Annotated in this window: 11 protein-coding genes; 4 read left to right on the top strand and 7 right to left on the bottom strand. The window is 75.4% G+C overall.

What is annotated here, in order from left to right; all coding sequences use genetic code 11:
• Positions 1 to 26: 26 nt before the first annotated feature.
• Both rosag_RS17220 and rosag_RS17225 read left to right on the top strand, forming a co-directional pair.
• Positions 27 to 398, top strand: coding sequence for a response regulator (locus rosag_RS17220; protein ID WP_284351400.1), 372 nt, complete (start codon positions 27 to 29; stop codon positions 396 to 398).
• A 16-nt stretch (positions 399 to 414) separates the two neighbouring features.
• Positions 415 to 2,238 carry a sensor histidine kinase gene (locus tag rosag_RS17225; protein WP_284351401.1) on the top strand — a complete coding sequence of 608 codons (1,824 nt, stop codon included), beginning with the start codon at positions 415 to 417 and terminating at the stop codon, positions 2,236 to 2,238.
• Here rosag_RS17225 and rosag_RS17230 read toward each other — a convergent pair.
• Complete coding sequence (locus rosag_RS17230; RefSeq protein WP_284351402.1) at positions 2,219 to 2,842, bottom strand: response regulator; 624 nt, start codon at positions 2,840 to 2,842, stop codon at positions 2,219 to 2,221. The genes rosag_RS17225 and rosag_RS17230 overlap by 20 nt on opposite strands.
• A 262-nt stretch (positions 2,843 to 3,104) precedes the next feature.
• Between rosag_RS17230 and rosag_RS17235 the strand changes: the two genes are divergently transcribed.
• Positions 3,105 to 4,685, top strand: coding sequence for a hybrid sensor histidine kinase/response regulator (locus tag rosag_RS17235; RefSeq protein ID WP_284351403.1), 1,581 nt, complete (start codon positions 3,105 to 3,107; stop codon positions 4,683 to 4,685).
• An 18-nt stretch (positions 4,686 to 4,703) separates the two neighbouring features.
• Here rosag_RS17235 and rosag_RS17240 read toward each other — a convergent pair whose 3' ends face one another.
• From rosag_RS17240 to rosag_RS17255, 4 genes are all read right to left on the bottom strand, one after another.
• A complete protein-coding gene (locus rosag_RS17240) occupies positions 4,704 to 7,526 on the bottom strand; it encodes a tetratricopeptide repeat protein (RefSeq protein ID WP_284351404.1) in 2,823 nt (940 codons plus the stop codon).
• Between the two features lie 22 nt (positions 7,527 to 7,548).
• Positions 7,549 to 8,130 carry a sigma-70 family RNA polymerase sigma factor gene (locus rosag_RS17245; protein WP_284351405.1) on the bottom strand — a complete coding sequence of 194 codons (582 nt, stop codon included), beginning with the start codon at positions 8,128 to 8,130 and terminating at the stop codon, positions 7,549 to 7,551.
• Positions 8,131 to 8,327: 197 nt separating this feature from the next.
• Positions 8,328 to 9,524, bottom strand: coding sequence for a vanadium-dependent haloperoxidase (locus rosag_RS17250; RefSeq protein WP_284351406.1), 1,197 nt, complete (start codon positions 9,522 to 9,524; stop codon positions 8,328 to 8,330).
• Positions 9,525 to 9,576: 52 nt separating this feature from the next.
• Positions 9,577 to 10,440: a class I SAM-dependent methyltransferase gene (locus rosag_RS17255; RefSeq protein WP_284351407.1), complete on the bottom strand. Its 864-nt coding sequence runs from the start codon at positions 10,438 to 10,440 to the stop codon at positions 9,577 to 9,579.
• Positions 10,441 to 10,621: 181 nt separating this feature from the next.
• Here rosag_RS17255 and rosag_RS17260 point away from each other — a divergent pair, with 181 nt between their 5' ends.
• Entirely contained in the window at positions 10,622 to 11,179 is a 558-nt protein-coding gene (locus rosag_RS17260) for a DUF3455 domain-containing protein (RefSeq protein WP_284351408.1), read from the top strand.
• On the opposite strand, the gene rosag_RS17265 is transcribed toward rosag_RS17260, so the two are convergent.
• Positions 11,176 to 11,676 carry a MarR family winged helix-turn-helix transcriptional regulator gene (locus rosag_RS17265; protein ID WP_284351409.1) on the bottom strand — a complete coding sequence of 167 codons (501 nt, stop codon included), beginning with the start codon at positions 11,674 to 11,676 and terminating at the stop codon, positions 11,176 to 11,178. The two genes, rosag_RS17260 and rosag_RS17265, sit on opposite strands and share 4 nt — an antisense overlap.
• A gap of 207 nt (positions 11,677 to 11,883) precedes the next feature.
• Entirely contained in the window at positions 11,884 to 12,450 is a 567-nt protein-coding gene (locus tag rosag_RS17270) for a cupin domain-containing protein (RefSeq protein ID WP_284351410.1), read from the bottom strand.
• Positions 12,451 to 12,588: the final 138 nt, after the last annotated feature.

A 12,588-nucleotide genomic window follows, 5' to 3' on the forward strand; every position in this document is an offset into this window, starting at 1 on the left:
GGCGCCCGGGGGCTACCCTCCACTCCATGGCTTCCCCCCGCACCACGATCGCGGTCGTCGAGGACGACGCCGGCGTGCGCACCGCGCTGCGCCAGCTGCTGCGGTCCGCGCAGTTCGACGCGCTGACGTTCGCGTCCGCGGAGGAGCTGCTGTCGGCGCGGCGCGCGACGGCGATCGACTGCCTGGTGGCGGACGTGAACCTCCCCGGCATGAGCGGGGTGGCGCTGCTGCGGGCGCTGGACGCGCGCGGGGAGGCGGTGCCGGCGGTGCTCGTCACCGGCCGCGACGATCCGGGCACGCAGGAGCTCCTGCGGCAGGCGGGGCCCGTGCCGCGCCTGCACAAGCCGTTCACCGACGACGCGCTGTTCGAGGCGATCCGTGCCGCGATGCAGGGCTGAGGCGCCGGTGGGCCGCGTGCGCGCGGCGCGTGCGTCGGCGGTGACGCTCGCCATCGTCCCGGCCGTCGAGGCGACGTGCGACGACGCGCTCGACTTCCTGAGCGGCGGCGGCGCGATGGGCGCGTGCGTGCGCGCGCACGACTGGGCGGCGACGTCGCTGGGCAGTCCCGAGCGGTGGCCGCAGCCGCTGCGGCAGGCCGTCCGCTCCCTGTTCGCCGCGCTGCAGCCGGCGGCGCTCGCGTGGGGCACGGAGCCGCTGCACCTCTGCAACGACGCGTTCGCGCGGCTGCTGGCCGTGGACGGGCGCGCGGACCTGATCGGCGCGTCCAGCCGCGAGAAGTGGCCGCTCCTCCACGACCCCGCGCTGGGCCCGCGCCTCGCGGCCGTGCGGCAGGACGGGCAGCCCACGGTCGTGGAGGACCACCTGAGCTGCGTCGCCCGCAACGGGCGCGTGGAGGAGGCGTACGTCAGCTGCCGGCTGGAGCCGGTCGCGGACGGCGCCGGCGGCGTGGGCGGCGTGCTGCTCGTGCTCACCGAGACGACGGACCGCGTGCTGAGCGCGCGGCGCACCGAGGTGCTGCGCGCGCTCGCGGCCGAGGCGGCACGCGTGCGGTCGGTGGAGGACGCGCACGCGCGCAGCATGGCCGAGCTGGCGCGGCATCCCGCGGACGTGCCGTTCGCGCTGCTCTACGCGCCCGACGCGGCCGGCGGCGAGGCACACCTCGTGGGCGCGGCCGGACTCGCCGCGGGCGGGCCGGCGAGCCCCGAGCGCGTCGCGCTCACGCTGACCGCCCCGGCGCCCGGCTGGCCGATCGCGGCGGCGCTCGCCCGCGACGAGACGCTCACGGTGGACGACGTCGCGACGCGCTTCGGAGCGCTGCCCGGGGGCGACTGGCCGTTCGCGCCGCGCGTGGCGCTCGCCATCCCGCTCGCGCCGCCGGGGTGCGAGCGGCCGGAGGCGGTGCTCGTGGTCGGGGTGAGCGCGCGGCGCGCGCTGGACCCGGGGTACCGCAGCTTCCTGGAGCTGGTGGCGGGACAGGTCGCGGCCGCGATCGCGGCGGGGCGCGCGTACGAGGAGCGGCGCCGCCGCGCCGACGCCGCCGCGGCGGCGGGCAAGCGCGCCCGTGCCCGGCAGCGCGCCCGCGCGCGCGCGATGGAGGCGCGCTTCGCCGGCGTGCTGGAGGAGCGCACCCGCATGGCGCGCGAGATCCACGACACGCTGCTGCAGGGCGTGACGGGAATCGCGTTGCAGCTGCGCGCCACGCTGCCGCACGTGCGCCGCTCGCCCGAGGGCGCGGCGGAGGTGCTGGAGCGGATGATGGCGCTGGCCGAGGCGACGAGCCGGGACGCGCGCCGGGCCGTGTGGGACCTGCGCGGGCCGGTGGCGGGCGAGGGCGGGCTGCCGCGCGCGCTGCTCGACATGGCGCGGCGCGCGGCAGGCGGGGCGGGGCCAGCCGTGGAGTCGGCGGTGCAGGGCACGCCGCGCGCGCTGCCGCGGCTCGTCCACGACGCGATCTATCACGTGGCGCAGGAGGCGGTCGCCAACGCGGTGCGGCACGCCGCGGCGCGCCGCATCGAGCTGCGACTGCGCTACGCGCGCGGGGCCGTGCACCTGACGGTCGCCGACGATGGGCAGGGCTTCGAGTTCGACGCGGGCTTCCGCAGCTACGCCGGCCACTGGGGCCTGATCGGCATGCGCGAGCGTGCCGACCGCATCGGCGCCACGCTCACCGTGGCCAGCGCGCGGGGCGAGGGGACGACGATCGCGCTGCGCGTGCCGTGCGCGGGGCGGCGCGTCGCGAGCGAGCCGGGAGACGCGCTCAGTCGTCGAGGTGGATGACGCCGCGCTGCAGCGCGATCATCACGGCCTCGGTGCGATCGTCGACGCCGAGCTTCGCCATCACGTTGCGCAGGTGCACCTTCACGGTCGCCTCGGTGCGGCCGATGCGCTGCGCGATGGCGCGGTTGCGCAGCCCCTTGGCGGCGAGGCGCAGCACCTCGATCTCGCGCGCCGTCAGGTCGACCCGCGGCACGAACTCGGCCAGCCGGTTGGCGACCTCGGTGGGGATCACGCGCTTGCCGGTGGCGGCGCTGCGCACGGCCCCGACGACCTCCGTGCCCAGCATGTCCTTGATCAGGTAGCCGCAGGCGCCGGCGTCGAGGGCGCGATAGATGTCCGCGTCGCCGTCGTAGCTGGTGAGCGCGACGATGCGCGCGGCCGGGTGGGCGGCGACGATCGCGCGCGTGGCGCCGACGCCGTCGAGGCGCGGGAGCCGGAGGTCCATGAGCACGACGTCGGGCCGGTGCGCCTCGAAGAGCGCGACGGCCTCCGCCCCGTCGCCGCCCTCCGCGACCACGGTCATGTCGGCCTCGTTCTCGATCAGCGCGCGGATGCCCGCCCGCACGATGGGGTGGTCGTCGACCGTCATTACGCGAATCGTCACGATCGTACGAAGCGCCGCGGCCACGGACGCCGCAATACCACTTTGGTGGTAGACCGGTGGTGCGCTCGCGCGGCGCCTACCACCATCGGGGTAGCGCAAGACTGTGCGTTCGTGCGACGCGCCGGCCGCGCGGGGCGTCTAGGCTTCCCGTGCCGGTGCACGAGCGGTCGCGGTGGCCGACGGATGGCGCGGCGGGATGGCCGAGGGCGATGTCAGAGCAGGCGGAGGAGCAGTGTTCCGGGAGCGCGTGGAGCGGCGTCGGGTGACGAATCGCCGTCCGGCCGGCGACGACGGCGCGCCGGCGAACGTGCACGGCGACGAGGACCGGCGCCTCGCGCTGCTCGTCGAGCATGCGTTCGATCTGGTGGCGATCGTCGACGCCTCCCAGCGCCTCGTCTACGCGAGCCCCGCACACGCGCGGGTCCTCGGCTACACGGCCGCGGACCTCGCGGCGATGGACCTGCGGGCGCTGATCCACGACGAGGACGTGGAGTACCTCGCCGGGCTGCGCGAGGCCGTCGTGCGCGACGGCAGCGCGGGGCCGTCGCGGCCGGTCCGCGTCCGCTCGAAGCGCGGCGGCTGGTGCCGGCTGCAGCTGCGGATCACGGATCTGCGGCACGAGCCGGCGATCGGCGGCTTCGTCGTGAACGCGCGCGACGTGACGGAGCACCTCGCGGTCGAGGAGCAGCTGCAGCAGGCGCAGCGCCTGGACGCCATCGGCCGGCTGGCGGGCGGCGTCGCGCACGACTTCAACAACCTGCTCACCGTCATCACCGGCTACACGTCGATGCTGCTGGCGCAGGTGCCGCCCGAGGATCCCAACCACGCGGACCTCGTGGAGGTGAAGGGCGCCGCCGATCGTGCGGCGGAGCTCACCCAGCAGATCCTCATGTTCAGCCGCCGGCAGGCGCTGACGCCGCAGGTGGTCGACACGCGCCGCGTGATCGGCGAGATGCGGCGGATGCTGGAGCGGCTCATCGGCGAGCACATCGAGTTCGTCGTGAGCGAGGGCGCCGCACCGGTGCACGCGCTCGTCGATCGCGTGCAGCTGGAGCAGGTGGTGATGAACCTCGTCGTCAACGCCCGCGACGCGATGCCGTCCGGCGGCCGGCTCACGATCGAGGTCGACGTCGTGGCGGTGCCCGCCGGGGCGCGCGGCCGTCATCCGTCCGTCGCACCCGGCGAGTACGCGCGCATTCGCGTGCGCGACACCGGCTGCGGGATGGACGAGCGCACGATGGCGCACATGTTCGAGCCCTTCTACACGACGAAGGAGCCGGGCAAGGGGACCGGGCTCGGGCTCTCCACCGTGTACCGCATCGTGCGGCAGAGCGGCGGTGTCGTGTGGGCGGACAGCGTGCCGAGCGAGGGCGCGACGTTCAGCGTGCTGCTGCCGGGAGCGACGGTTGCGACGCGCGACGTCGCGCGTGCGCGGGAGGTGCCGCCGGCGCCCGCGCCCGAGGGCGCGACGGTGCTGCTGGTGGAGGACGAGGCGATCGTGCGCGCGCTGGCCGAGCGGGTGCTGCGACGGCAGGGCTGTCGCGTGCTGAGCGCGCGGAACGGCGTGGAGGCGCTGGCGGTCGCCCGCTGGCACGACGGCCCCATCGACCTCCTCGTCACCGACGTGGTGATGCCGGCGATGAGCGGGACGGAGCTCGCGGAGCGCTTCGGCGAGCTCCGGCGGGACGTGCCCGTGCTCTTCATGACGGGCTACGCGATCGACCACGTGACGGGCCGCGACGGCGCCCGGCCCGAGACCCGGCTGCTCAGCAAGCCGTTCTCGCCGCACGAGCTCTCGGTGGCCGTCAGCGGTCTGCTGGGCACCTCCGCCGCGCGCCGATAGCGCGGGCGCCGCGCCTGCCTACGATTCCGGCAGCCGCGCCACCGCGGCGGCGGCGGCGGCGAGTCGCGGCTGCGTGCGGCGCTGCCGCTCGAGCGTCGCGCTCGCGGCCAGCAGCAGCGGCCGCGCCTCGGCGTGCCGCCGCAAGGCTGCGAGCGCACGACCGTACGTGAGCTGCGCCTCCGCGGTGCGCCAGTTGTCGGGACCATTGCGCGCCTGCGATGCCGCGAGCGCCTCCGCGAGGATCGGCAGCGCCTCGCCCGCCCGCCCCTGCGCCAGCACGGCCTCGCCGAGGGAGCGCCGGGCGTCGACGTAGCCGCGGCGATGCTCGCTCTTCGTCGTGTCCGTCCGGCTCAGCGTCGCGCGGAGCAGCCGCTCCGCTTCCGCGGCGTCGCCCGTCGCCGCCAGCATGCGCCCGAGGTTGCCCGCGGTGACGAGCGTGTTGACGTGGCCGTCGCCCAGCAGCGCGCGGTACTGCGCGAGCGACTCCCGCATCAGCCGCACGGCCTCGCGCGCGTCGCCGGTCTGGTAGACGGTCTGCGCGAGGTGGGCGTAGATGGTCGCGACCTTCCGGTGCGGCTCGCCGAGCAGCGCGCGGTCCATCTCCAGCGCCTCGCGCAGCGCGCGCTCGGCCGCCGCGAAGTCGCCCTTCGTCCGCAGCACGACGCCCAGGTTCCGCAGCCCTTCGGCCACGTACGAGTGGCGCGGGCCGAACGTCCGGCGATCGAGCGCGATCGCCTCGCGCGCCAGCGCCTCCGCCTCGTCCAGCCGCGTCGAGTTGACGGTGAGGAACTGCGCGAGGTTGTTGATGCCGATGGTGACGCTCGGGTGCGCGTCGCCGAGCGCGCGCCGCTTCGCCTGCAGCGACGCGCGATAGTAGCGCTCCGCCTCCGCGAACTCGCGGCGCAGCTGGAGCGTCTGCGCGAGGTTGTGCATCACCTCCGCGGTCAGCGGGTGGTCCTCGCCGAGGCGCTGCCGCACGATGGCGAGCGCCTGCCGGTAGTGGGCCTCCGCGTCCGCGTACGCGCCCCGGTTGTAGCGCACCAGCCCGAGGTTGTTCAGGGCGCTGCCGACCTGCACGGCCGTGTCGCCGAGCGCGGTGCGGTAGATGTCCAGCGCCTCGCGATAGAGCGGCTCGGCGGGCTCGTACTGGTTGCGCTGCTCCATCAGCGTCGCGAGCCGCACCAGGCTCGCGGCCGTCGCCGTGTCGCGGTCGCCGAGCAGCCGCCGCCGCTGCGCGAGCGCGCGGCGCAGCAGCGGCTCCGCCTCGTCGTACCGGTCCTGCTGCGTGAGCGCGGCGCCGAGCAGGTCGAGGTTCGCCGCGATCGCGGCACCTTCCGCGCCGTGCAGCGCCGTGCGCTGCGCGAGCGACTGCCGCAGCAGTGGCGTCGCCTGGTCGTAGAGCCCCAGGTTGGCGTACACGCGGCCCAGCGCCGTGCGCAGCTCCGCCTGCACCTCCGGCTGTCCCGCGAGCGTCGAGTCGATGCGCCGCGCGCTGCGGTCGAGCAGCTCGCGCGCGGTGACCCTGCCGCTGTCCGCCGACGCCGTCGCGTACGGATCGGCGACGTCGAACACGCCGACCAGGAACCGCTCGACCTCCGTCGCCCGGTCGAGCGCGACCTCCGCCCGCGTGCGCAGCACGCGCTCCCGGCTGGCGGCGCCGGCCAGCGCGAGCACGAGCGCCGCGGCGGCCGCCACGCCCGCGCGATGCCGCCCGACGAACCGCCGGATGCGGTACGCCGCGCTGTCGGCGCGCGCGCGGATGGGCCGTCCCGTGCGGAAGCGCTCCAGGTCCTGCGCGAGCGCGGCCGGCGTCGGGTAGCGTCGCGCCTCGGACTTCTGCAGCGCCGTCATCACGATCAGATCGAGGTCGCCGCGCAGCCGGCGGCGCAACGTCTCGGGCGCGCGGGCCGACGGTGGCACCGGCGTGGTGTCGCACACGATCCGCTCGATCTCGGCGGGCGAGCGCCCGCGCACCTCGTAGGGCCGCTCGCCCGTGAGCAGCAGGTAGAGCAGCACGCCTAGCGCGTACACGTCCGTGGCGGTGCTCACCGGCGCGCCGCGCACCTGCTCCGGCGCCGCGAACTCCGGCGTCAGCATGCGGAGCTCGGTGCGCGTGTCGTCCGCCTCGCCGTCGTCCAGCAGCTTCGCGATGCCGAAGTCGAGCAGCTTCACGTCGCCCGACGGCGTGACGAGGATGTTGGACGGCTTGAGGTCGCGATGGATCACCAGGTGGCGGTGCGCGTAGCTCACCGCCTCGCACACGCGCGCGACGAGCGCGAGCCGCGCGTCCAGCGACAGCTCGCGCGCGGCGCAGTACCGGTCGACGTGCTCGCCCTCGACGTACTCGAGCGCGAAGTACGGCAGCCCGTTCGCCGCCACGCCGCCGTCGATCAGGCGCGCGATGGCCGGGTGCTCCAGCCGCGCCAGGATGCGGCGCTCCGCGAGGAAGCGGCGCACGAGCCCCGGCGACGCGTGCTGCAGCAGCTTGAGCGCGACGCGCTGGTCGAACTCCGCGTCCGCGCGCTCCGCGAGGAACACGCGGCCCATCCCGCCGCGCCCGATCTCGCGCACGACGCGATACGCGCCGACGCGCGTGGGAACCTCCACGTCGGCCGCGGCCCCGCTGTCGGCGAGCAGCGCCGCGATCGGTGCCGCCGCGCCGTCGAGCAAGCCGCCGTCGCTGTGGCTGGCGCGCAGCAGCTCCAGCACCTCGTCGCGCAGCTCGACGTCGTCGGCGCAGGCGCGCGCGACGTACGCCGTCTGCTCGTCGTCCGGCAGGTCGAGCGCGGCGTCGAAGATCGCGTCGGCGCGCCGGAACCGATCGGTCGTCGATCCGCTCACGTGTCCTCCGAGCGTTCCTGCGTCACATGGGGCGGTCGCCGTACAGCTCGCGGTGGAGCCAGCTGCGCGCCTTGGCCCAGTCGCGCTTGGCCGTGCGCAGCCCGATGCCGAGCGCCTCCGCCGTCTCCTCCTCGGTCAGGCCGCCGAAGAAGCGGCACTCCACCACCTGCGCCTGCCGCCGGTCGAGCGCCTGCAGCCGGACGAGCGCCTCGTCGAGCGCGAGCAGCAGCTCGGAGCGCTCGTCGGTGCCCAGCTCCACCGAGTCGATGGGGACGCGGCGCAGCGCGCCGCCGCGCTTGGCGCTCCGATGGCCGCGCGCGTGCTCCACGAGGATCCGCCGCATCGCCGTCGACGCGACGGCGAGGAAGTGCGCGCGGCCGCTCCACTCCATGCGCGAGTAGTCGACGAGGCGCATGTAGGCCTCGTGGACCAGCGCCGTCGGGCTCAGCGTGTGGCCGTCCGGCTCCTGCCGCAGCTGCCGCTCGGCGAGCCGGTGCAGCTCGCCGTAGATCAGCGGGAACACGTCGGAGAGCGCGGACGCGTCGCCCGCGCCGGCCTTCGCGAGGAGTGCGGTGACCGGGCCGCCAGCCTGGGATGCCAGCATGCGCGAGATGGGACCGGTGCACCGGCGTGCACCGTGACGGAGCGTCGCGCGGCCGGGCGCCGCGCGACGCTCCCAACTTGCGGCTCCCTCGGGCGGGCGGCAAGAACGGCCGCCCGTTGGGAGCGCGTGCTCCACGTGTCGTGCATCACGGTCGTGGGCCTCGATGCGCATGGGTCGCGGCTGCTCGTCGCCGCGTGCTACCGCAGCACGAACGGCGCACGCCGCGACGGCGCCTGCGCGAGCGTCCAGGCCGCGATCCGCCGGCCGAGCGCGAGCCCGGCGTCGGCGTCGAAGCGGTAGTGGATGCCGCCGTAGACGCGCGACATCGCGCCCTCCTCGGCCATCGCGTCGAGCCGCGCGCGCTCGCTGGGGAACTGTGCGCCGAGCACGGCCGCCGCCACGGTCACGAGCGTCGCGTGGTTGGACGGATACGAGGGGAAGCTCGGCAGCCCGATCGCGCGCACGATCGCGGGATCCGCCTGGCTCGGCCGGATCAGCCAGTAGTGGAACTTGGCCTCGTGGCTCGCGACGATGGCGTCGTAGGCCGCGACGTTGAGCAGCGCCAGCGTGTGCGCGGCCTCGCGCTCCGAGCGGTGGTAGCGCCGCAGCAGCTCCGCGGCGACGGCGTTGAGGTAGCCCTGCGCGCCGACGGTGCCGGCCGGCAGCGCCCAGAACTTCGCGATCGAGTCCTGCGCCGCGGTGCGCGTGTCCGCGATCTGCCGCACCTCCGCGAGCGCGGCGAGGTACGCGGGCGAGCCGAAGGCCGGCGGCGGCGCCGGACGGAACTGCGCCGCGTGCGCGAGGAAGTACGGCTTCGCCTGGCCGAGCGTCGCGAACGCGGGCGGCGTGGGCACCGCCTGCCAGCACGCCGCGCACACCGGCACCGTGCCGGTGAACGGCGCGAAGTAGCCGTCCGTCTGCGCTCGCGTGATGAGCGGCGCGGCGGCCATCTGCCCGACCGCCTCGCCGGCGGCGAAGTCGTCGTGCGCGCGGTCGGGCGACGGCGCGGCCGCGCGCTGCGCGCTCGCCAGCGTCGCGAGGAACGCGGCCTCCTGCGGATAGACGTACGTCAGCACCGCGGCGGACGCGCCCGCGATAGCGCCGCGGTCGGACACGCGCGACCGCTGCTCCGCGGCGACGATCGCGTTGTGCTGCGCGACGCTGAGCAGCGCGAAGGTGCGGATCGAGGCGGGCGCGCTCGTCGAGTGCTTCGCGACGAGATCGCGCGCGACCTCGTTCCACGCCAGCGTCGCGTCGGCGGTGGAGGGGCTCGCCGTCACCGCGGCGTTCGGGCGCACCGCATCGCCGACGGCGACGGGGTCCTGGCAGGCGGCCAGCGCGACGGTCGCGAAGGCGAGGGTGCGGCGCACGGCGCGAGTGGAGAGGGAAGTCATCGAAGTGGCTCCTGGAGAGTCGGATGCGTGAGTGATGCGAGCAGCGGTGGCGTCAGCGCCGGACCGCGACGACCTCGAGGTACTCGGCGTCGACCTCGGTCGTGGCGCCGGTCGCGCGCTGGTGCTGCGACCAGTGCGCGGTGAGGTCGGCCATGAAGGGCGCGCGGCGCGCGGGCTCCAGCGCCTCGAGCGTGCGCACCGTCGGGCCGTACGTGGCGCCGAACAGCGCGGCCGTCTCCGCGGGCACGTGCGGAAAGCGGAACGTCAGCGTGCGCAGCGTCGTCGCGATCTCCCACTGATCCTCACCGAGCAGCGCGCGCACGTGCGTCTCGTCGCCCCACAGCAGGGGGCTCGGCACGCCGGCCGGCGGCGGGACGACGGCGGCGTGCATCGCGAGCATGCGGCCGGTGAAGCCCGTGCGCGTCCAGTTCGCGAGCGCCAGGCGGCCACCGCGGCGCGTCACGCGCGCCAGCTCGGCCGCGACGCGCTCGGGGCGCGCGGCGAACATCACGCCGAACATCGACATCACGACGTCGAACCGGCCGTCCGCGTACGGCAGCGCCTCGGCGTTGCCCTGGTCGAGCGCGATGGTGAGGCGCTCGCCGCGCGCCCACCGCGCGGCGTCGGCGAGCAGCGCGGGCACGAGATCGAGCCCCGTGACCGTCGCGCCGGTGCGCGCCGCCGGGATGGTGAGGTTGCCCGAGCCGCACGCGGCGTCGAGCACCACGTCGCCGGTGCGGAGCGAGCGCCGGGCGACGAACGCGTCGGCCTCGTGGCGGAAGCCGGCGGCGATGCGGTCGTAGTCGCCGGCGCCCCAGATGCGGAGCGAGCGCTCGGTGAGTGCGTCGGCGTCGTGACGGATGGCGGGCGCCAGGTCGCGCGGCGCGACGCTGCTCGCGGTGGTCGTGTATTCCATCGAAGGCTCCAGGTCGCGGAGGTGTGGTCGAACCGGTGTGCCGCTGTAGGCGCAACCGGTCGCCGGATCGAGCCACGTGACTGCTCGGGCGGTCCGTGGCTCGTTTCGATGGGATCCCGCGCCTTCCCGTGTGCCCAGCGACATCGACACGACAGCGACATCACCACACACGGAGGACGGGATGCACAGCACTCGATGGCACCGGACGGCGCACGCGATGCGCGTCGCCGCGATCGTGGCTTCGGCGGCCGCATGCGGCGGCGAGAGGACGCTCGGCCCGCGCGAGGCGCCGGCCTTCCGCCGGGGCGTGGACCTCGGCGCGTGCGGGCAGCTGCGTGCGCCCGAGGGGAGCGTGGTCGCCGCGCATCTCTACGCGCGCGGCGTGCAGATCTACCGGTGGAACGGCGCGAGCTGGGCGTTCGAGGGGCCGTCCGCGGCGCTCTACGCCGACGCGGGGTTCACCGGACAGGTCGGCACCCACTTCGCCGGACCGACCTGGGTGCACGCGGGCGGCAGCACGGTGCGCGGGGCGTCACCGGTGGCGTGCACGGTGGACGCGGACGCGATCCCCTGGCTGCTGCTGCGCGCCACGCCCGAGTCGCACGCCGGCATCTTCGGCCGCGTGGTCGCGATCCAGCGCGTCAACACCGTGGGCGGCCGGGCGCCGGGCACGCCGGGCACCGCGCCCGGCGAGGTGCGGCAGGTGCCCTACACGGCGGAGTACTACTTCTATCGCTAGCCGTCGCCGACCGGACGGGAGCCGCGCTGCTGGGGCTCCCGCCGCGCGCGCTCCAGCAGCGCGACCAGCGTGCGCAGCTCCTCCTCCGAGAGGTGGCCGAGCTGGCGCGCGTGCATCTCCTGCACGGGGACGTCGAGCGCATCGACGACGCGGCGCCCCTCGTCGGTGATCCGCGCCGTGACCACGCGCCGGTCGGCGGGGCCGCGCTGCCGCGAGACGAAGCCGCGCGCCTCCATGCGGTCGAGGAGGCGCGTCATATCCGGCTCGCGGCTCACCATCCGCTCGCCGATCTCCCCGCTCGGCAGCCCCTGCTCGCCGGCGCCGCGGAGGATGCGCAGCACGTTGTACTGCGGCTGCGTGAGCTCGTGCGGCCGCAGCAGCTCCACCAGCTCGGCCAGCAGCGCGGTGGAGGTGCGGAGGACGTTCAGGTAGGCCTCGGCTTCGAGGCTCCGGAACGGGCCCGGCTGGCGGATCTGGGCGCGGAGCTCACCGACCATGGCGACCGGCTGGGAGTGCGAGGGAAGGGTGGCGTGCGACCGGAACGGTAACACCGACCCTGACGATGCGCCGCGCCGCCGACATTCCCTGTCCCGTCATCCGTGACGACGTGCGATGCGCCGGGCGCCGTCATCCCGACGCGTCGAGCGGGGCGCGGTGCGGGAGCTCTCCCGCACCGCGCCCCGCTCCTCGTTCCGCTCCGCGCTTCAGCAGCCCGGATTGCTCGCCACGACCAGCGGCGACTGCCCGACCGGCACGTCGAGGTAGGTCACGTACAGCACCATCTCGACGTTCCCGCCGTTGAAGGCCGTGTGCACGTGCCCCTGCCCGGAGTCCATGAACGAGGTCCCCGCCGGATAGGTGTGCGCCTCGCACCCCTCACTGTCGACGACCGTGAGGGCGCCCGCCGCGACCGTGACGAGGGCCGGTCCCGGATGCGTGTGCCACGGCAGGGCGCCGCCCGGCGCGATGGTGATGCGCGCCATCACCATCTGCGTCGGGTCGTCGACGTGGACGACCCGCGTCGCCGTGTGGTGCTTGATCCGGAAGGTCGCGTCGATGGCGTCGACGAAGCTGCCGCGCGCCAGCACCGTGGAGACGAAGCCGTTCGGCGCCGGGATCACGACCGGATCCGCCGCGGACCGACTCGCGCTGCGCGCCGCCGACGGGGCGAGCGGCGGCGCCGGCGCGGTGGGCGCGTCCGCGGCCGCGTCGCGGCAGGAGACGGCGGCAGCGGCGAGGAGCGGCAGGGGCAGGAAGCGGGCGATGCGCATGGAGCACCTCTGTTGTGGGGAAGGCGACCGGGCGCGGTGGTCCTCGGGCGCCGGCCGGTCGATGCGACGTAGAAGCGGGAAACCGCCCCTGGATCGGCTCACGGCGCTCTTCCGCCCCCTGCCGAGGCCGGATATGAT

The organism is Roseisolibacter agri (assembly GCF_030159095.1).
In the GTDB taxonomy this organism is placed as follows: domain Bacteria; phylum Gemmatimonadota; class Gemmatimonadetes; order Gemmatimonadales; family Gemmatimonadaceae; genus Roseisolibacter; species Roseisolibacter agri.